The sequence below is a fragment of the Pseudoalteromonas rubra genome, assembly GCF_005887115.1.
GTDB classification, from domain to species: domain Bacteria; phylum Pseudomonadota; class Gammaproteobacteria; order Enterobacterales; family Alteromonadaceae; genus Pseudoalteromonas; species Pseudoalteromonas rubra_F.
This window is the reverse complement of the sequence record NZ_PNCJ01000055.1, coordinates 126,000-146,456: the sequence shown is the minus strand read 5'-3', so window position 1 is coordinate 146,456 and position 20,457 is coordinate 126,000. Positions and strand designations below refer to the sequence as shown.

The 20,457-nt window shown below is 46.8% G+C and carries 15 protein-coding genes; 14 read left to right on the top strand and 1 reads right to left on the bottom strand.

Going from position 1 to position 20,457, the window contains the following annotated elements; translation table 11 throughout:
• Nucleotides 1-173: 173 nt before the first annotated feature.
• Nucleotides 174-2,090 (top strand): molecular chaperone HtpG, encoded by a 1,917-nt coding sequence (gene htpG, locus CWB98_RS22450; protein ID WP_054016800.1) that lies wholly within the window; start codon nt 174-176, stop codon nt 2,088-2,090.
• 70 nt (nt 2,091-2,160) lie between these two features.
• Here htpG and CWB98_RS22445 read toward each other — a convergent pair whose 3' ends face one another.
• A complete protein-coding gene (locus CWB98_RS22445) occupies nt 2,161-2,640 on the bottom strand; it encodes a hypothetical protein (protein WP_138546832.1) in 480 nt (159 codons plus the stop codon).
• Between the two features lie 664 nt (nt 2,641-3,304).
• On the opposite strand from CWB98_RS22445, the gene CWB98_RS22440 reads away from it, so the two are divergent.
• From CWB98_RS22440 to CWB98_RS22380, 13 genes are all read left to right on the top strand, one after another.
• On the top strand, nt 3,305-5,866 hold the full coding sequence (locus tag CWB98_RS22440) for a TonB-dependent receptor (protein WP_138546831.1): 2,562 nt from the start codon (nt 3,305-3,307) through the stop codon (nt 5,864-5,866).
• A 111-nt stretch (nt 5,867-5,977) separates the two neighbouring features.
• Complete coding sequence (locus CWB98_RS22435) at nt 5,978-7,540, top strand: tryptophan halogenase family protein (protein ID WP_138546830.1); 1,563 nt, start codon at nt 5,978-5,980, stop codon at nt 7,538-7,540.
• An 8-nt stretch (nt 7,541-7,548) separates the two neighbouring features.
• On the top strand, nt 7,549-9,093 hold the full coding sequence (locus tag CWB98_RS22430; RefSeq protein WP_138546829.1) for a tryptophan halogenase family protein: 1,545 nt from the start codon (nt 7,549-7,551) through the stop codon (nt 9,091-9,093).
• Between the two features lie 102 nt (nt 9,094-9,195).
• Nucleotides 9,196-9,906 carry a SapC family protein gene (locus tag CWB98_RS22425; RefSeq protein ID WP_138546828.1) on the top strand — a complete coding sequence of 237 codons (711 nt, stop codon included), beginning with the start codon at nt 9,196-9,198 and terminating at the stop codon, nt 9,904-9,906.
• Between the two features lie 123 nt (nt 9,907-10,029).
• Complete coding sequence (locus CWB98_RS22420) at nt 10,030-11,094, top strand: isoaspartyl peptidase/L-asparaginase family protein (protein ID WP_138546827.1); 1,065 nt, start codon at nt 10,030-10,032, stop codon at nt 11,092-11,094.
• A gap of 97 nt (nt 11,095-11,191) precedes the next feature.
• A complete protein-coding gene (locus CWB98_RS22415) occupies nt 11,192-11,620 on the top strand; it encodes a CBS domain-containing protein (protein ID WP_138546826.1) in 429 nt (142 codons plus the stop codon).
• A 192-nt stretch (nt 11,621-11,812) separates the two neighbouring features.
• A complete protein-coding gene (gene hrpA / locus CWB98_RS22410) occupies nt 11,813-15,697 on the top strand; it encodes an ATP-dependent RNA helicase HrpA (protein WP_138546825.1) in 3,885 nt (1,294 codons plus the stop codon).
• An 87-nt stretch (nt 15,698-15,784) separates the two neighbouring features.
• Nucleotides 15,785-16,183, top strand: coding sequence for a response regulator (locus CWB98_RS22405; RefSeq protein ID WP_010381687.1), 399 nt, complete (start codon nt 15,785-15,787; stop codon nt 16,181-16,183).
• Between the two features lie 42 nt (nt 16,184-16,225).
• Complete coding sequence (locus CWB98_RS22400; RefSeq protein WP_138546824.1) at nt 16,226-16,519, top strand: PilZ domain-containing protein; 294 nt, start codon at nt 16,226-16,228, stop codon at nt 16,517-16,519.
• Nucleotides 16,520-16,710: 191 nt separating this feature from the next.
• Nucleotides 16,711-18,324: an ATP-binding protein gene (locus CWB98_RS22395; protein ID WP_138546823.1), complete on the top strand. Its 1,614-nt coding sequence runs from the start codon at nt 16,711-16,713 to the stop codon at nt 18,322-18,324.
• 73 nt (nt 18,325-18,397) lie between these two features.
• Nucleotides 18,398-19,066: a response regulator gene (locus CWB98_RS22390; protein ID WP_138546822.1), complete on the top strand. Its 669-nt coding sequence runs from the start codon at nt 18,398-18,400 to the stop codon at nt 19,064-19,066.
• A 25-nt stretch (nt 19,067-19,091) separates the two neighbouring features.
• Nucleotides 19,092-19,949 (top strand): kinase, encoded by an 858-nt coding sequence (locus tag CWB98_RS22385; RefSeq protein ID WP_138546821.1) that lies wholly within the window; start codon nt 19,092-19,094, stop codon nt 19,947-19,949.
• Between the two features lie 48 nt (nt 19,950-19,997).
• Nucleotides 19,998-20,429 (top strand): cupin domain-containing protein, encoded by a 432-nt coding sequence (locus tag CWB98_RS22380; protein WP_138546820.1) that lies wholly within the window; start codon nt 19,998-20,000, stop codon nt 20,427-20,429.
• Nucleotides 20,430-20,457: the final 28 nt, after the last annotated feature.

Here is a 20,457-nt window from a genome sequence, read left to right as displayed (position 1 = left end):
GAAAGCCCGGGAGGGCTTTTTATGTTTTTTGGTTCGGAAATATACTGTCCATAACTTTTTTCATTCTTTCCCCTTGAAAAATTCTTACCCAGCACAATATACCAGAGCATAACGCAAGTTAACTGATTAACCATGTACTACTATTGTGTACCAAATAAGTTAGGGTGTACCAAATGACTACTGAAAATACTAAAGAAAATCATTCATTTAGTGCCAATACGAAGCAACTGCTTCAGCTGATGATCCACAGCTTGTATTCAAACAAAGAGATCTTTTTACGTGAGCTGGTATCCAATGCGTCGGATGCCGCAGACAAGCTGCGTTTCTTAGCGCTGCAAAACGGCGACCTGTACGAAGGTGACGCTGAGCTGCGCGTACGTATCAGCGCCGACAAAGACGCGAAGACGGTAACCATTTCAGACAATGGTATCGGTATGACTCGTGACGAAGTGATCAGCTCACTAGGGACTATCGCTAAGTCTGGCACAGCAGAATTCTTTAAAAACCTGACAGGTGATGAAGCAAAAGACTCTCAGCTGATTGGTCAGTTTGGTGTCGGTTTTTACTCTGCCTTTATCGTTGCTGACGAGGTAACTGTACGTACCCGTAAAGCGGGCGAAACTCAGGCCGTTGAGTGGCAATCAAAAGGCGAAGGCGAATACACACTGGCAGATATTGAAAAAGCAGAGCGCGGTACTGAAATTATTCTTCACTTGCGTGAAGAAGAGCTGGAATTTGCCGATGACTTCCGTCTTCGTTCAATCGTGACTAAGTACTCAGATCACATTTCTATCCCGGTAGAAATGTTCAAAGCACCGGTACCAGAATCAGAAGGTCCGGATGGTGAGAAAATTGAAGCTCAGCCAGGCGAGTGGGAAGGCATCAACCGTGCCACTGCACTGTGGACGCGCGACAAATCTGAGATCAGCGACGAAGAATACAAAGAATTCTACAAGCATGTGGGCCACGACTGGGAAGAGCCACTGACCTGGGCACACAATAAAGTAGAAGGTAAAACTGAATACACCAGCCTACTGTATATTCCGAAGAAAGCGCCATTCGACATGTGGAATCGTGACCGTCAGACAGGTCTGAAGTTGTACGTGCAGCGCGTGTTCATTATGGATGATGCAGAACAGTTTATGCCTAGCTACCTGCGTTTTGTAAAAGGTCTGTTGGATTCAAACGACTTGCCGCTGAATGTATCGCGTGAAATTTTACAAGACAACAAAGTAACTCAGGCGATTCGCAAAGGGTGTACGTCTCGTATCCTTAAAATGCTTGACCGCATGGGTAAGAACAAGCCGGAAGACTATCAGACTTTCTGGAACGAGTTCGGTCAGGTGATCAAAGAGGGTCCGGCTGAAGACGCTGCTAATAAAGAAGCGATTGCTAAGTTACTGCGTTTCAGTTCTACACATACTGATGAAAGCGTACAAAATGTGTCCCTTGAGCAATATATTGAGCGTATGGCTGAAGGCCAGGACAAGATTTACTACGTGGTTGCTGACAGTTTTGAAGCGGCTAAGAGTTCACCACACCTTGAGATCTTCCGTAAAAAAGGCATCGAAGTATTGTTGCTGTCAGACCGTGTTGATGAGTGGATGATGAGCCATCTTACAGAATTTGCTGAGAAACCGTTCCAGTCTATCACTCGTGGTGACCTGGACCTGGGCGATATGGAAGATGAAGAAAGCAAAAAAGCACAGGAAGAGAGCGAGAAGCAGGTAGAAGGTCTGGTAGAGCGTATTAAAGAAGCGCTGGGCGATAAAGTGAAAGAAGTACGCTTTACGCACCGACTAACTGACTCTCCTGCATGTGTTGTGGTAGATGACCATGATATGAGTTCACAGATGCAAAAACTGATGGAATCTATTGGTCAGTCTGCGCCAGAGTCTAAGCCAATTTTTGAGCTGAACCCTGAACATCAGTTGGTTAAACACCTGAATGTTGAACAGGACGAAGACAAATTTGCACAGTGGTCAGAGGTATTACTGGATCAGGCCCTGCTTGCAGAGCGCGGTAGCCTGAAAGATCCTGCTGGTTTTGTGGCTCGTCTGAATAAGCTAATGCTTGATTTGAGCAAATAAACCAATCAACAGCTTGTGCTGTTTGGCTAAAAGCCCGGTAAGTTATTTGACCGGGCTTTTTTGTGCCTGACTATTGTTGAGGCGCGATAGGGCAGTAACGGCCACTGTTTGGAACCCAGACAGAACGGGTTTCCCAGCGACAATTGTAAGCTACCCTTTGTTCTTCTTGCTGGGTGAAGTAGGTATTGTGCTGATGTACATATACACCTCCCGGAGCATAGTAATCCGGGCCTGGAATGGTCCAGTTTGCCGGGCAGCTTTTATTAGATAGAACTGTCCGTGTGTCCCAGGCTGGCGCAGAGACGGCACTGTGTTTAGCGGTTAATTTATAATGGCACGTTTTGTAAGACACATTGACCAGCTGAGTACGGTAATCGCATACCCAAACGCGTCGCTCATCCCAGTACCCACCACAACTGGCATTGTTAACCTGAGTATCGTAGAAGGTGTTATAGTCTGTAACTTGCATACTGTCGGCAGGCTGAGCCTGGACTGTTGCAGTAGCACATACGAGCGCGGCAGCAATGACTGTTTTGATATTACATTTCATTAGTTAGTCCTTTTTTAAGTTGTTACTAGATACCCGAATAGACGACTCCTTGAACTAAACCAAAATGCTTAGTGCTTCACTAATCAGGCTGTCGTAGTGAAACACAGGAAAGATCTCAATGTAAGATAGGGGCGTGTGATAAATTTTCATCCTATTGAAAGGCTATTATCTGCTTGTTTTACCTCAGACTAATGTTACTTTCTCTTATATTTAAAGGCCTGCTCATGAATTTGTCATATAAATACACTGGACAAACCAATGATGAAAAAGATAAAATGACAGCGTTGTCATTGAGATCTATTATCACCTTGAATACGCTTCTGCCCGAACGTTTGATAGAATAATTAGATAGCAAAGCTCACCTAGATTAGATTGGTTTATTAATTAGGTCCAAATCTTCTACATAACTCATCGCAATCACTGTAAAAAAGTGCATAGCTTGTGATATATTCACCTCGTTTGTAACAAACTATAACCAGATAATTATTTATTCTTTCTATATCAGTGGTTTAGATTTTTGTTGAAAAAATCTTATGTTAGCCACACAAAAAGATGTAGCGAATCTGTAATTTTGGGTGTATGGTTTGTTATTAGATGACAGCGTTGTCATCATCACTGGGCAGAAGTGATTTAAAAACCAACAAAATGATTCAAGGGGAATCCTGTGTTAGCTAATAATTTTAAGAAAAGCTTACTTGCAGCAAAGGTTGGCCTAATCCTGGGTACGGGTGTGACAGGCGTGGCGTTTGCTGAAGAAAACCAGACTGGCGTTAAAGAAGATGTTGAAGTTATTGAAGTGCGTGGTATTCGCCGCTCACTGGAAGCTTCACTGAATACAAAGCGTTTCGCAAACGCCGTTGTAGATTCTGTATCAGCTGAAGATATCGGTAAAATGCCGGACAAAAATATCGCAGAATCACTGCAACGTATTCCGGGTGTATCCATCACTCGTAACTTCGCTGGTGAAGGTGGTTCAGTATCTATAAGGGGTACAAACCCTGAGCTGACAGCAATTTCTTTAAACGGTAACTATGTAGCTTCAACAGGCTGGTTCTCTCAACAAGCTATGTCTCGCTCATTTGACATGGATTTAATGCCAACAGAAATGGTTGCTGGTGTTGACGTGTACAAATCACCGACCGCGTCATTAGACGAAGGCGGTGTTGGTGGTACAGTTGTTATGCGTACACGTAAACCTTTAGAGCTGGATTCAATGACAGTATTTGGCTCGTTGGAAGTACAAGATAACAGTATTGCCGACGACAATGGTTATGGCGGCACAGGTCTTGTCAGCTGGAAGAACGATGATGAAACATGGGGTGTACTAGGTGCCTTATCTACCCTTGAAACAGTAGGCCGAGCTCACAAAGCCGAAAACTATATGGATGATGGTTGGGCTGGTGCAGGTATTGCGGAGTTTGCTCAAACACGTCAGCGTGATGCTCTGAACTTTGTTGTTCAGTATGCGCCAAATGACCAGTTAGACATGTCCTTTAATTATTTTGGTGTAGACCTGGATGCAGGTAACTCTAACCAAAACTACCTGATTATTGCTGGTACAGATGTCGATGCATTCAATGCTAATGTAACGGGTGCAACGGGTGTAGGTCCATCAACAGGATTTGCGCTTAATGGTACTTTCGCTGGTGGTCCATTAGATGATCAGAATACCCGTAATGCAGAAGTAGACACTAAGGTTTACTCATTCGAAACTAACTATAAAGCAGACGCTTACAACGTTAAGTTCATCCTAGGTCACACCGAAGCTGGTGGTGGTGACGGTGGTAACTATAATATCGGCTGGACATCACTGAATGCGGGTCAATCTATTGTTTTTGATATGACTCGAGTTGATGACATGGTGTTGGTACCGCAGGGAACCAATGCAGGTGACCACTCTGAGTATGTAATGGGGGCGCCATCAGTCACTGAGGGTATCCGCTCTGATGAAGAAACCTTCGTACAGCTAGATTTTGATTTCTTTGTTGACTTCGGCGCGATTACTAACATTAAAACGGGTTTGAAGCTGCGTGACCACGAGTTTTTGAGCTATTCAAATAGATGGACGTTTAAAGACGGTGTAAATCTGGATAGTAATGGCAACCAGCTAACCAAAGCTAACTTTGCCGATGGTCACTTTGATCACTCAGGTGTTGGTCTGAGCGGTGGGTCTCCAACTAATATCGCGCGTACTGACGGTGATGCATTGCGCAGCCATATCAATGGCTTTAAGGACGGTTCTGATCTGCAAAAAGCTGGCTGGGGTAAGGTATCAGAAGATATCACCGCGGCGTATGTTCAGGCTGACTACTCTGGAGATGGTTTCCGAGGCAACATCGGTCTGCGTTATGTACAGACTGACACTTCTGCGGACTACTATGATTTTGTTACTCTGGCTGATATAAAAACCGACAAGAAAGACTATTCTGATTGGTTGCCAAGCTTTAACCTTGCGTTAGATTTAACAGAGGATTTGATCCTGCGTATTTCTGCTGCAAAAGTAATGAGTCGTCCAAATTATACCTTCATGAACCCTGCTTCATCGTACAATGACACGACCAGAACATATACGCGTGGTTCAGTTGACATTGACCCATATCGCGCAAGTCAGGCTGATATCGGTATTGAATGGTACTTCAATGAATCTTCTTTAATCTCAGCAACATTGTTTAATAAAGACATCAAGTCCTTTATTGTTCAGGGCGGGAATGTAAGCACAATCACCGTTGGTGGTGATACTGCACCTCGCTTTGTTAGTGAGCCTGCACAGGGCTTAGGTGGTCAGATTGAAGGGATTGAATTCCAGTATCAGCAGACATTTGGTGAGTTTGGTGTTCTTGCAAACATGACCTACGCAGACGGCCATGGCTTACGTCAGATTAATGATAAAATCGAGAAAGAAGATCTACCTGGCTTGTCTCAGTGGTCAATGAACTTAACTGGCTACTACGAGACGGATCTGTACTCTGTACGTATCGCTTACAACTACCGTGATCAATACCTGGCTGAAAGTACGGGTATCGGTGGCACAACGTTGTGGGATGAGCATAGCTATGTTGATGCGTCAGCAACTTGGCATATCAACGACCAGTTGGACCTGAGCCTCGAAATGACTAATATTTTCGAAGAAACAACCACTCAGCGTCTTAGCTCAGCTTACTCTGCAATGCGTCTGGCTGCAGAAAATGGACGTAATACATATCTGAAGCTGTCTTATCGCTTCTAATCTCGTATTTTGTTTGAAGGAAGGCGCCTGCCTTCCTTTTTCTATTTTATGTACTTATAAAATCGATTTTACGATAGAGTGATTTTATCAGTACATAGCCTCGAGGTAGTCATGTCAAAACCAGTCAATAACCTAGTTATCGTAGGTGGCGGTACAGCTGGATGGTTGACAGCCGCTGTTTTAGCCAGCCAGCTCAATTCAAAAAAGAACAATGCCGTTCAGATCACACTCGTTGAATCTCCAGAGGTACCAATATTAGGAGTTGGAGAGGGAACGTGGCCAAATCTAAGAGCGACACTGAGAAAGATAGGCGTATCAGAAGCTGATTTTATGCGAGAGTGTGATGCGACGTTTAAACAGGGGGCTTTGTTTGTCAACTGGATGGCTGCTGACAATGGTGAGCTGCATCAATACTATCACCCTCTGAATACTGTGTACCATTCATCATATGAATTCAGCCTGGCTCCTTACTGGCTGCTTGGTCACGGACAAAAGCAACGTTATGACCACGCTGTTGCAACTCAAAGCCAGGTGTGTGATGCGGGCTTAGGCCCCAAGGAAAAAACCACACCCGAATATCAGGCTATCCAGGAATACTCATATCATTTAAATGCCAATAAGTTTGCTGATTTTCTGACCCGCCACTGCACCGAAAAGCTGGGTGTGAAGCATCTGCTTGCACATATTAAAGGCGCTCAGCAAGATGCGGAGGGGTTTGTAACAGCATTAGAAACAGATAATGAGCAACACCCATTAGTAGAGGGGGACTTGTTCGTCGATTGTAGCGGGTCGAAGCCTATTTTGTTTGAAAAAACCTTTAATATTCCCTGGAAAGACATTAGTGATGTCATTTTGAATGATATGGCTGTTGCGATGCAGGTGCCATACAGTGACCCTGATAGACCCATTGCAAGTCACACCATCATGACTGCTCAGGACAACGGCTGGATATGGGACATAGGTTTATACAATCGCCGGGGAGTTGGGCATGTGTTTAGTAGCCGCTATACGACTGCTGAAAAAGCTGAGCAGCAACTGCGGGATTATATTGGCGAAGAAGCTGAGCAACTTGAAGCCAGAGTGATCCCACTCAAGTTAGGATATCGAGAAAAATTTTGGCACAAAAACTGTGTTGCAATAGGTATGTCAGCCGGCTTTGTTGAACCTTTGGAAGCATCTGCGATTTATTTATATGATGGCGCTGCTAACATGCTGGCCGATCAGTTCCCACGCACGTTTGAAGCCATGGGCTATGTTGAAGAAAAGTTTAACCGTTCCTTTACGATGCGAATGGAAAAAACAATCGATTTTATAAAGCTGCACTACTGCATTTCGGATAGACGTGATTCACAGTACTGGCGCGATAATTGTGCGCCGGAAACTATACCTAAGTCTTTGCAAACCAAGCTGGCTCACTGGGCTGAGCACCCGCCAACTCGCTATGATTTTGAGAATGCATGGGAGCCTTTTAATCTGGATAGTTATTTGTATGTCCTTTATGGCATGAACTTTAACACTGATCTGTCTCATAACAGTGACAGTTTCAACAATGTAAACTTGGCGTCAGCCAAATTTGCTGAAGTAAGCAAAATGGCAGACAGGCTGACGACGCACCTACCCAAGCATCGCGATCTGTTAGACAAAGTTTATCGCTTCGGTTTTACAAAAATTTAGGGGGAGCTATGGAGCAGGTTAAAAGCGTAGTTGTGGTCGGAGGCGGTACCGCTGGCTGGATCACCGCCGCAAAGTTGGCAAAAGAACTGGGAGCCAATGACCCGCAAGGTGTTCAGGTGACCTTGCTGGAATCCTCTGATATCCCGACGATAGGCGTAGGTGAAGGCACCTGGCCTACAATGCGAAAGACACTAGCAAGTCTTGGCATTGATGAGCAAGATTTCATCAAAGCCACGGATGCTTCCTTCAAGCAAGGCACTCGGTTTATAAACTGGCATCACGAACAGGAGAAAGGCAGCAACTATTATTATCATTTGTTCAGCTCAGTGGTTGATAGCGCATCTTTCAACCTTTCACCTTACTGGTTGCTCGGTGAAAGAGAAACGAACTACGCTCAGAGTGTGAGTGCGCAGGACATCTTATGCGATCGAGGTCTGGCACCAAAACTTATAACCAATGCACCCTATGAAGGCGTCCAGAATTATGCCTATCACCTCGATGCAGGTAAGTTCGCGACTTTTTTAAAAGCGCACTGTGTGAATACGCTGGGTGTACGTCATTTAGTCGGGAATGTGATTGATGTTCAGCTGGATGTGGACGGTAATATAGGGTCTTTATTTACAGATCAGCACGGTGAGCTCAAAGCCGGGTTGTACGTGGATTGCACTGGGTTTTCTTGCTTGCTCTTGGGTAAGACGTTGGGGGTTCAGTATAAGAGTATTCGCGACCAGCTCTTTGTTGACAGTGCAATTGCGATTCAAATGCCCTATGAAAATGCTCAGGACCCAATAGCCAGTGCAACGCATTCTACCGCACAAGAGGCTGGGTGGATTTGGGATATTGGGTTACAAAGCCGCCGTGGAACAGGACATGTGTACTGCTCTGAGTTTATGAGCGCGGACGAAGCTGAAAAAGTATTAAGGGATTATTTGGGGCCACGAAGTAAAGAGTTGAGTGCCAAACACATTCAGATGAATTGTGGTTACAGGGAAAAATTCTGGCATAAAAACTGTGTGGCAATTGGTCTGTCGGCAGCTTTTGTTGAACCCCTTGAGGCATCCGCTATTTTCTTGATTGAAGCCGCCGTCAATATGCTGTCTGAGCTATTTCCACACCATCGCTCACTGATGGAAACGAGTGCCGAACATTATAATCGTTCGTTTGAATTGCGGTGGCAAAAAACCATCGATTTTATCAAGCTACATTATGTTTTGTCGCAGCGAAAAACCCCCTTTTGGTTGTCCAATAAGGCGCCTGAGTCGATCCCAGAGTCAGTTAAACACATGCTAGAAGTTTGGCGACATAGGCCGATTAGTAAGTATGATTTTGACAACATATTTGAGCCATTTCCACAAGATAGCTATCAATATGTCTTATATGGCATGGGCTTTGAACCCAAACTACAAAACGCAGCAGCCAGCTATGTGGATCGGGCTATGGCACAGAAGTTTATCGCTCAGGCAGAAGCGCTCCGTCGTCAGTTCGGTGACAATTTACCCAATAACAGAGAGTTGCTTGAGAAAGTCCACAAATACGGTTTTCAGAAATGTTAAATTTATACTAAATAGGCCCAAAACATGCTTCCAATTTGCTGTTAAAACTATTAGCCTATGTCTCAATAAGTAATAATTACATTCAATTAACGGAGCAGTATTATGGCGGAGCAACAAGTGCAGCCTTTACACAACGAGAAACATGCCAACATTAAAGTAAAAAATGGCATTAACGTAGAATTTTTGAAATCTCAGCACTTGATCCCGGTAGTTGCACACGAGTTTGCGCGTGTTGCGACTGAATTCCCGATGGCATTTGTTAAGAACACTGAAAGCGGCCAGTTCCAGGCAGTTGCCCTGTTTGGTCTTGAGCCAGGTGAAAACCTGTTCGTACAAGATGGTGAGTGGACTGCGGGTATCGCGCCACTGGCAGCATCTCGTTACCCGTTTGGTCTGGTTAAGCACCCAGAGCAGGACCAGTACGGCATTGTAATCGACGAAGCAAGCCCACTGGTAGGTGAAGAAGAAGGTAACGCTTTGTTCGAAGACGGTAAAGAGACTGAGTACCTGGAGCGTCGCAAAGAATCACTGGTGAACTTCATTGAGTTTTCTCGTGTAACTGAAGCTTTCACTCAGTACCTGGCTGAAAAAGAGCTACTTGTACAGCAAACTCTGACTGTTGAAATCGCTGGTGAGAAGAAAGACATCAACGGTATCTACCTGGTAGACGAGCGTAAGCTGAACGAGCTGAGCGATGAAGCTTACCTTGAGCTGCGCAAACGTGGCTACCTGGCACCTATTTTCTCTTTCCTGACTTCTACACATCAGGTTGGTCGTCTGGCTCGTCTGAAAGCAAAGCGCCAGGCAAGCTAAGTCATTAGCGACAATAGTTGATAAGAAAGCGCCTTATGGGCGCTTTTTTTATCGCTTTTTTTTGTATCAACAGTTCAAATCCGGCACCTTAGTTCCATAATAGAAGAACAACAGGAACTCAACATGCGCCCTATACTAATCACCTCATTCTTAGTCACCGCTCTGAGCGTGGCACATCCCGCTTTTGCAGCCAAACCTGAAGCCAAACCTGAAGCCAAACCTGAGACACCCATTGCCATTGCAATTCATGGCGGCGCCGGTACGATTGAAAAATCGCGCTTTACGCCTGAACAGGAAAAGGCCTACAGACAGGCGCTGAAGTTGGCTGTTGAGCAAGGTTACAAGGTCTTGGAACAAGGTGGTGAGAGTCTGGATGCAATTACTGCCGCAATTAAAGTACTGGAAAACTCTCCGTTTTTTAATGCTGGTAAAGGAGCTGTGTATACCTATGAAGGGGCTCATGAGTTGGACGCGTCGATCATGGATGGACGGGATCGTCGGGCCGGTGCGGTTGCCGGTGTGAAACACGTAAAAAACCCCATTGAGCTAGCCAGAGCTGTTATGGACAAGTCAGTGCATGTGATGCTCAGTGGTGAAGGCGCCGAGGAATTTGCTATGCGTGAAGGCATGCCGTTCGTAGACAATGCTTATTTTGATACACCTCATCGCTATGAGGCCTGGCAAAAAGCACGAAAAAAGCTGGACCGGGCAGAGCAGGGCACCAAAGATTATCAGGCGAAGCATGAACAGTTACCGCTGCAGTTTAAAATGGGCACTGTGGGGGCCGTTGCACTCGATAAAAATGGCAATCTTGCAGCTGGTACGTCGACCGGTGGTATGACGGCAAAACGATTTGGTCGCATTGGCGACTCTCCTATTATTGGCGCTGGCACCTTTGCAGACAATGATTCTTGTGCGGTGTCAGCCACGGGCCATGGTGAGTACTTTATTCGCTATCACGTTGCCGCTGATATCTGTGCACGGGTGCAGTATCAGGACAAATCCGTGGTACAAGCCGGGCAGGAGGTGATTTTTGGTCCTATGTTTGAAGCTGGTGGAACCGGTGGGGTGATCATTTTAGACGCTCAGGGCAATATAAGCATGCCGTTTAATACTAAAGGCATGTATCGTGCCAGCAAATCCAACACTCAACCTACTTACGTGGGTATTTTCAAAGCAACAGATTAACCCTAATCAGTCTGCTTAACGTCTGCAAATTTAGGCAATTTTTGTAACGCCAGCTACTATTTAATATGAAGCTGGTGTTTTCTTAGGGGAATGAAATATGCAATCTGTAAAAGTAGCAGACTATCTTAATCATCGTCCGGTAACCTTTAAAGCGGACATGCGCATCGAGTCGGCCGTGGAAAAACTACTGCAAAGTGGTCAGGCCGGAGGTCCCGTGATCGACGACATGCAACGCGTAGTGGGCTTTTTATCAGAGCAGGATTGTATCCGAACTATGCTTGAAGCTACTTATCAGAACGAATCTCATAGCATAGTGGCCGATGTGATGAATGCTGAACCTTTGTGTGTCAGCCCGGACGATAGCATCCTAAAGCTGGCTGACAGAATGACCGCTGATAAGCCAAAAATTTATCCCGTGTGCGACACTGATTGTCGGCTGGTTGGGGTGATAAGTCGTACCCATGTACTGTATGCTATTGATAAACACCTTCATGATACCTATGAGTCGGGGCATCGTTTTGTCTGAGTTGTGACGCGAGTTTCCTGAAGACAGGCTTTGGTGCCTGAGTAATGTGGTGTCAGCGCTATTTGGCACCATTCTGTGTGGTAGCTATTCAACTACATCTTTAAGGTATCAGTCCTTGTCAAAGGGACTGTGCTGGCTGCGTGCTTTTTGTTAGACTACGCGACGATTTTCTCAGTAACAAGGTGTCGTGTAGTGGATTTGCAGTCGTTGTATTCGAACATAGCGGATTGCCTCAAAAAGGATCAGTTTCTCTTTAAAAAACGTCTTCAGGGCGTCAAAAAAATAAAAGACGAAGCGAAACAACAAAAGGTACTTACTCAGATAACGCGTGATATAGAGCACAGTAAAACGCTCAGAGTGAAGCGTCTGGCTGAATTGCCGACGGTGCAATATCCCGAGTCGCTGCCGGTTAGCCAGAAAAAAGACGACATTAAAAAAGCCATTGCCGAGAACCAGGTGGTGATAGTTGCGGGTGAAACCGGTTCAGGTAAAACCACCCAGCTACCTAAAATCTGTCTGGAACTGGGCCGAGGTGTTGATGGCTATATTGGTCACACTCAGCCGCGACGTCTTGCTGCACGAAGTGTGTCAAACCGGATTGCCGAAGAGCTCAACTGTGAGCTTGGTCAGGAAGTGGGATTTAAGATCCGCTTCAGTGATCAGGTGTCTAACAAAAGTTATATCAAGCTGATGACCGACGGTATTTTGCTGGCAGAGATCCAGCAAGACAGATACCTGAACCAGTACGATACTATCATCATAGATGAAGCCCACGAGCGCAGCCTGAATATCGACTTTATTCTTGGCTATCTGAAAAACCTGCTCCCGAAGCGCCCAGATCTCAAAGTGATCATTACCTCAGCGACAATCGATCCGGAGCGTTTTTCCAGGCACTTTAATAACGCGCCCATCATTGAAGTATCGGGCCGTACCTATCCGGTGGAAGTGCGCTATCGACCTGTTATAGATGCCAGTGGTGATGAAAGCGAAGCCGAAAATGACCAGTTACAGGGGATTTTCGATGCCGTAGACGAACTGTGTGCAGAAGGCCCCGGAGACATCCTGATCTTTATGAATGGCGAACGGGAAATTCGCGATACGGCAGATGCGCTGAGTAAGCGCAACCTCAAAGGCGTTGAGATTTTGCCTTTGTATGCCCGTTTGTCGAATGCCGAGCAAAATCGCATTTTTGCCGCCCACAGTCATCGTCGTATTGTACTGTCAACCAACGTGGCCGAAACCTCACTGACGGTACCTGGGATCCGCTATGTTATCGACCCGGGCACGGCGCGGATCAGCCGCTACAGTGCTCGTACTAAGGTTCAGCGATTGCCGATTGAGGCCGTTTCTCAGGCCAGTGCCAATCAGCGTATGGGTCGCTGTGGCCGGGTTGCTGCGGGTATCTGTATCCGGTTGTACTCAGAAGAAGATTTCCTTGGCCGACCTGAATTTACCGATCCGGAAATTCTGCGCACCAACCTGGCATCGGTTATTTTGCAAATGCTGGCGCTGGGCCTGGGCGACATCAAGCGGTTTCCGTTTGTGCAAGCACCCGATAACCGCAATATCACAGATGGTGTCACCCTGCTTGAGGAGTTGGGTGCCGTTAAACCTGCCGGCAGACGTGAGCAAACCACGCTGACCCAGACCGGGCGCAAGCTCAGCCGCTTACCGATAGATCCGCGCCTGGCCCGTATGGTACTGGCATCAGCCCCTGTGGGTGCATTGCGTGAGGTGATCATTATCGCAGCGGCACTGTCGATTCAGGACCCCAGAGAAAGACCGCAGGAAAAACGCGGTGCTGCGGATGAAAAGCATGGTCGGTTTGAAGATCCGGACTCGGATTTTATGGCGTTTTTGAACCTCTGGCAGTATCTGGAGGAGCAGCAGGAAGCGCTCAGTCGCAGCCAGTTCAGAAAGCAATGCCAGAAAGACTTTTTAGCCTACATGCGGGTCAGAGAGTGGCAGGATATTGTTTATCAGCTCACCACAGTGTGCACGGAAATGGGCCTCAAAGCCTCAGGCAATGATGCCAGCTTCGAAGCCATTCACCAGGCGCTGCTCAGCGGGATGCTGAGCCACATAGGTCAAAAAGACGAGAAAAAGTTCTATAAAGGGGCGCGCAACAGTCAGTTCCATATTTTCCCTGGCTCTGGCCTGTTTAAGAAAAGCCCTAAGTGGGTGATGGCGGCTGAACTGGTAGAAACCAGTAAGCTCTACGCCCGAATTAATGCCAGGATAGATGTTAACTGGGTTGCCCCGTTGGCGGAGCACCTGGTTAAGCGTAGTTACAGTGAACCACACTGGGAAAAGAAGCAGGGCTGTGTCATCGCCTTTGAACAGCAAACCCTGTACGGCCTGATCATTGTTGGCAAAAAGCGTACGGTTTACAGTCAGATTGAACCAGCCCTGTGTCGTGAACTCTTTATAAAAGAAGCACTGATAGCTCAGCAGTTAGGGCAAAACGAGGCCTTTTTAAAGCACAATCAGGCCCTGATTGACGATATTCAGGATCTGGAAAACAAAGCGCGTCGCCGGGATATTCTGGTCGATGAGCATATGATGCAGGCGTTTTACGAGCAGCGTATCCCGGCCGATGTCAATAACCGGGCTGCGTTCAATCACTGGTGGAAAGAGAAGAAAAAAACCGACAAACGCTTTTTGCATATGGACAGAGACGCCCTGATGCAGCACGAAGCGTCACACATTACGGCGCTGGATTATCCAGACGTGTGGCAGCAGGGCAATCTGATGTTGCCATTGAGCTATCATTTTGAGCCAGGTCAGCCCGTTGACGGCGTGACGGTGAACATCCCATTACCACTGCTTAACCAGGTGGCGAATGAGGGATTTGACTGGCATATTCCGGCATTGCGTCATGAACTGATTTGTTCTTTGATCAAGAGTCTGCCAAAAAGTCTGCGACGCAACTTTGTCCCGGCGCCCAACTATGCCGATGCGGTACTCGCTGCCATAGAGCCGATGCAGGGCGGCTTTCTTGAAGCACTGGCCAATCGCTTATTACGTATGACGGGCGTTAAAGTTGATGCTGAGGCGTTCGATCTCGGGGCACTGGAATCGCACTTAAAGATGCAGTTTCAGGTACTGGATGAACACAATAAGGTGATTGCGCATGGCTATGATCTGGATGTACTTAAAGCCAAATTACAAGGTAAGGTCACGCAAACGCTGTCAAAAGTGGCCGAAGAGGGCATAGAGCAGGAAGGGCTGATGCAGTGGTCGTTTGGTGACCTGCCTGAGGAATACACCAAAAAGCAGGGCGGCTATGAGATCAAAGCTTTCCCGGCGCTGGTAGACAACAAGCAAAGCACCTCAATCAGTTTATTTGATCATCCGCTCAAGGCACAACAGGCCCATCGCCTCGGTCTGCGTCGACTGGTGATGCTGAACGTGCCCTCACCGGTGAAATATTTACAACAGCACCTGCCGAATAAAGCAAAGCTGGGACTGTACTTTAATCCGTTTGGTAAGATTAATGACCTGATTGACGATTGTACGGCAGCAGGGGTTGATGCTTTGTTAGGTGACTATACCGCGATCCGCTCTGAACAGGATTTTGAAAAAGCCAAAGAGCATGTCCGAGCTGAGTTAGGAGATAAAGTTGTTGAAATTGCCTCAGCTGTTGAACAAGTACTTAGCATTGTACATAGTGTGAACAAACGTATGAAAGGTCGCGTTGACCTAACCATGATAACTGCCCACGGAGACATAAAATCTCAGTTAGAGAGCTTGGTCTTCAAAGGGTTTGTCAGCCAGCATGGTGCACACAAGTTATCTGATCTGTTGCGCTACATGAAAGCCATTGAAAAGCGTCTTGAGAAGTTGCCGGTTGATCCAAATCGTGATCGTTTATGTGTGCTGGAACTCGAGAAAGTGGCTGCTGCATACGCAGATAAGTGCAATAAACAGCCAAAAGGGTTGCCAATGTCAGAGGCCCTCGATGAAGTTTTTTGGATGCAGCAGGAACTTCGGGTGTCTTTATTTGCTCAAACACTGGGTACGCCTTACCCGATTTCAGCGAAGCGGATCACTAATGCGCTAAATGAGATCGAATAGTGTGTTTTGACTTGCAATTTGCATTGAGGCAATTACCTTATTAAGAGGAAACTATTTTTGGATTGTGAAAAGGAAGCGGCATTGACTATGTCCACACAGGGGAGCAGGATGAAAACGCCGCATGTGTTAGTGGTTGACGATGAGTATTTCAATTTTGAGATGCTCTCTATGGCCTTGTCGGACGCATTTAAATTTAGCTATGCTGAGTCAGGCAAGAGCTGTCTGTCTAATGCAATTGCTGATCCACCAGATGTGATATTGCTCGACGTTTGCATGCCAGGGCTGGATGGCTACGATACGTGTCGAATGCTGAAAAATACGCCCGAAACGAGAGATATTCCGGTGCTTATGGTATCGGGCCTGGAGTCGGAGCAGGAAAAGCAGGCTGGTTTTGATGCGGGCTGTGATGCTTATGTGGTTAAACCCTTTTCAATGCAATCCTTGTCGGAAAAAATAAAAAATATGGTGCAAATTATTCCCAGGTAATTTTTTGCAGGCAAGCAATGATAATAATGAGTGGAGCACGACATGATACATGAGGATAAACGGCGCTTTATGCGCATGATGGTCGATACCCAGGCACAATTAACGGTCTTGTCCACGGGTCATAAACTGCAAGGCACTTGTCATGACTTGAGTGCCACAGGTTTGTCGATCATTGTAGAGGAGCCGATTGAAATCAACGAAATGTTAGATGTATTTATTGATAGTCACGGTGGCTCGATTCCTCCTCTCAATGCCCATGTAAAAGTCATTCGCTGCGGCAGCAATACCGAAGGGGAAGGATATATACTTGGCCTTGAGATTGTGCAGTTTAATTAGTCAGCTTAATTCAGTTCAAAAACCGGCCCATGCGACATGTGATGGGCTGTCCATATAAAGCAGCTGTCCCAACGTGTCCCTGCTTTGGTAAATTTTGCCACCACTTCCACACTATTTGCACATTGACCTTACATACTGATTAGCATCTGGTCTTACAAGTTTTGAATTTTGCTCACAGGAGTAACTGCACCATGAAATTGACAATACGGCACAAGCTGCTGGCTATTTTGCTGTTGGTCAACACCGTATTGATCATGGCTATTTACTTTGCTAACCAGGCTGCTTTTGAAAAGAGTTTTCGTGACTATATTCAGCAAAACAGCCGCGCCAGGTTGGTAGCGTTGATGCCGACTATTCGCGAAAATTACGACCGTTATGGTGAGGAGTGGGTGTTTCACCGTCATCCGGCCTGGCATCAACTGGTGCAGGAAGTGCGCGGGAATCCTGTTACCACGAAATCGGCCGGTGCTCATCCCTCTTATGACAGTTACGACAGTCCTTCTATGCAGCGGCCTCGCAGGCGACCGGAATACGCAGATGGGAGCCCAGGCGGTGAACGTCGGGGACGGGGGGAAGTTAACGAGCAGGGCTTTCAGTCACAGTATCAATCTGACAGACGTCCACAGCCCGGTGCTGAGCGCCCACCCAAAGGAGAGCGAGGTGCATACCCGCCAAAAAAACGCAGGCCGCCTCCCAGAGGGTATGGAGACAATGGAAGTGGTCGTTTAGTGTATAAAAACGCAGCCGGCGAGCAGGTAATTGGTTCACTGACGACAACCAGAACAACCTTGTGGGAGCCTGTTCACCAGTCCGATTCTCCGGCGTCGCCCTTACTGGGGTACGTTGGTCTTGAAGATGGCCTGGTTATGAGTAACCGTTTTGACAGTTTATTTGCCGAGCGACAAAAAAATTGGTTTATGTATATCGCCATTGTAGCCCTGATCGCATCGAGCTTACTGGCGATACCATTCAGTCACTTTCTGGTTGCGCCTGTACTGGCGCTACGTCGGGCGGCGCAGAGCCTGGCAAGAGGAGACTATCAGAGTAACCTGAGCACGGATAGCAACGACGAGTTGGGTATGCTGGCTCGGGATTTAAACACCCTGTCAGAAACCTTGCGGGAAAACCAGCAGGCAAGACAGCAGTGGATAGCCGACATTTCTCACGAGCTTCGCACACCCATTGCTGTGTTTAAAGCTGAGCTGGAGGGGATGATTGATGGGGTCATTGAAACCAACCCTGATCAACTTCAATCTTTGCATGAAGAGATCAGTCGCTTGACTCAGTTGGTTGATGATTTGCATCAGTTATCAATGTCTGACAGAGGATCTTTGAGCTATCAGATGTCACCACATTGTTTGGGCGATATCGTTGAACAGACATTCGGTAATCATCAGGCTCAATTGACAAATCAGCACTTTGAGTGGCAGCTGGACGGAGATAAATCTTTGTTGATGGAATGTGATGACAGGCGCATGACTCAGTTATTTAGTAATCTGATGCAAAACACATTGCGTTACACCGATTCAACGGAATACAGCCCCGGGAAAATCCGGGTGACGATTAAAAAGCTGGGAGAGCAAACCGAGATTGTCTGGCAGGACAGCTCACCCGGAGTGGAGCCTGAGTTGTTAGATAAACTCTTTGGTCGCCTCTACCGCGTCAAACAGGCAAGAGATCGTGTTTCAGGTGGTTCAGGGCTTGGACTGGCGATTTGTACTAGTATAGTTCAGGCTCACAACGGCACAATCTCGGCGCAACAAAGTGGACTTGGTGGTCTGGCTGTGGTGATGCGCTTTTCCTAAAAGGGTTGTAAATTCAAGCCATTTCACTTAATTTTGGGGAGTAGAAGACCCAAGGTGAAAGTGAACGCTGAAAATGCAAAAAGTACTAATCATTGAAGACGAGAAAAAGCTTGCAACCATTTTAGGTAAGTATGTCACTCAGGCAGGCTATGAGTTGCATATGGTTCATGATGGTGCCCAGGCTCTGAGCGCCGTTGACACTTTTAAACCAGACATCATTTTACTTGACCTTATGCTGCCTAATGTTGATGGTATCGTGATTTGCCGTGAGGTAAGGCGACACTCTATGGTGCCCATCATCATGACTACCGCTAAGGTGGAAGAAATTGATCGGTTACTTGGACTTGAGGTGGGCGCAGACGATTATGTTTGCAAACCTTACAGCCCACGTGAAGTGGTGGCTCGCGTTAAAGCAATTTTGCGTCGAGTAGGGGCAAATCCTGTGCAGACAGAGCAACTTGCGCTGGATGAAAATACGCTCTTTGTCACTTATCAGAACAGCTCTGTTGAGCTAACTCAGGTGGAGTTTGTTTTACTGAAAACCTTAGTCGCACATCCCGGGCGGATTTACAATCGTTCCAGGCTGATGGACTGTATCTATGATGATGACCGGATTGTCAGCGATCGTACGATTGACAGCCATATTAAAAAGATCCGTAAGAAGCTTTCCCAGCTTTCTCCGGATAGCGAATTTATTCACTCCATATATGGGGCTGGCTATAAGTATGAGCTGAACACCTAGCCCGACAGGTATAGAAGAGTCTCTCGTGATGGAGCCCTGGCAACGCCAGTTTTGTGAGTCACACAAGCTTGAACCGCAGTATGTTCAGTTGCTTGGCCCCGTTTCAAAGTGGCTGGCAGAGCAAGCCAAGCAAAATTCACCTTTGTGCCTGGGTATCAGCGGCTCACAAGGTAGCGGCAAATCGACACTCGCTGGCTACTTAAAAGCTGCGCTTGTTCAACAGGGGTTACGCGTTGAATGTGTGTCACTGGACGACTTCTATCTGAGCCGGGCCGAGCGGGCAAAACGCGCCGATGCTATGCACCCGCTGTTTCAAACTCGGGGTGTACCGGGGACTCACGACACCGCCTTGGCAGCTGAGGTGCTAGCGCGGTTTCGGGCGCAACAGTCTTTGACATTGCCCCGGTTTGATAAATCTATGGACGAGCCATTTTCGTCTGCGTACTGGCAACACTGCAATAGCCTGGACGTGCTGATTTTTGAAGGCTGGTGTCTTGGCGTAAAAGAGCAGCCGGCACAAAGCCTGACTTGCCCGATTAATCTATTGGAGCAGGAACAGGATCCTGATGGCAGCTACCGCCATTCAGTGAACGACTTTCTCAAAGCCGATTATCAGCCGTTGTTTGCACAACTTGATAAACTCATATTTCTCAATGCCGGGGACTTTTCGCATGTTGCCCGCTGGCGCCTGGAACAAGAACAAAAGCTGCGCTTGTCCGGCACGCAGTCACGTCGTATGTCAAAGCAAGAGATTACGCAATTTGTGCAGTTTTTTCAGCGCCTGACTCAATGGGGTCTCCAGACTTTACCCGGTCAGTGCGATGTTGAACTGCGCCTGTCTGCACAGCGTGAGATTTTGTCGATGTCAGGGCTCCACAATTAAGTCACATTGTCGTTTTAGGATACAAAAAACTTATAAGGATAAACCAAAATGCACAGCCCCTTTTTAGCCTTACCGGCTTTTTTACTTTTGAGTTTTGCGAGTATCAGCGCGGAAAAAACACACAGTACCGAGCAGATAAAAGTAGAAACACTGACAAAACAGCAACAGAGCTGGAACGGCGCAACTCTGCCCGCCTATCCAAAAGGTCAGCCGGAAGTGCGGATCATGCGCTTTACTATTCCTGCCGGACAGACCTTGCCTATCCACAAGCACCCTTATATAAATGCTGGTTTGATGATAAAAGGTGAGCTAATGGTTGAGACAGAAACTGGAGAGACCTTACATATTAAGGCCGGTGACACGATAGTCGAAGTACTCAATACCTGGCACTGGGGCAAAAACGTTGGTAAAGAGGCTGCACAGATTGTGGTTTTTTATGCTGGCGTTAAAGATCAGGCCGTCACGCTTAAGCCTGAATAAACGGGTATTTCACCGCGATCAACTTGGG

What these genes read in the sequence shown, in the direction of transcription:
- CWB98_RS22430 (WP_138546829.1), top strand. Translation starts at nt 7,549, where the DNA reads ATGGAGCAGGTTAAAAGCGTAGTTGTGGTCGGAGGCGGTACCGCTGGC.
- CWB98_RS22400 (WP_138546824.1), top strand. Translation starts at nt 16,226, where the DNA reads ATGATACATGAGGATAAACGGCGCTTTATGCGCATGATGGTCGATACC.
- CWB98_RS22415 (WP_138546826.1), top strand. Translation starts at nt 11,192, where the DNA reads ATGCAATCTGTAAAAGTAGCAGACTATCTTAATCATCGTCCGGTAACC.
- CWB98_RS22395 (WP_138546823.1), top strand. Translation starts at nt 16,711, where the DNA reads ATGAAATTGACAATACGGCACAAGCTGCTGGCTATTTTGCTGTTGGTC.
- CWB98_RS22435 (WP_138546830.1), top strand. Translation starts at nt 5,978, where the DNA reads ATGTCAAAACCAGTCAATAACCTAGTTATCGTAGGTGGCGGTACAGCT.
- CWB98_RS22390 (WP_138546822.1), top strand. Translation starts at nt 18,398, where the DNA reads ATGCAAAAAGTACTAATCATTGAAGACGAGAAAAAGCTTGCAACCATT.
- CWB98_RS22425 (WP_138546828.1), top strand. Translation starts at nt 9,196, where the DNA reads ATGGCGGAGCAACAAGTGCAGCCTTTACACAACGAGAAACATGCCAAC.
- CWB98_RS22380 (WP_138546820.1), top strand. Translation starts at nt 19,998, where the DNA reads ATGCACAGCCCCTTTTTAGCCTTACCGGCTTTTTTACTTTTGAGTTTT.
- htpG (WP_054016800.1), top strand. Translation starts at nt 174, where the DNA reads ATGACTACTGAAAATACTAAAGAAAATCATTCATTTAGTGCCAATACG.
- CWB98_RS22405 (WP_010381687.1), top strand. Translation starts at nt 15,785, where the DNA reads ATGTCCACACAGGGGAGCAGGATGAAAACGCCGCATGTGTTAGTGGTT.
- CWB98_RS22420 (WP_138546827.1), top strand. Translation starts at nt 10,030, where the DNA reads ATGCGCCCTATACTAATCACCTCATTCTTAGTCACCGCTCTGAGCGTG.
- CWB98_RS22445 (WP_138546832.1), bottom strand. Translation starts at nt 2,640, where the DNA reads ATGAAATGTAATATCAAAACAGTCATTGCTGCCGCGCTCGTATGTGCT.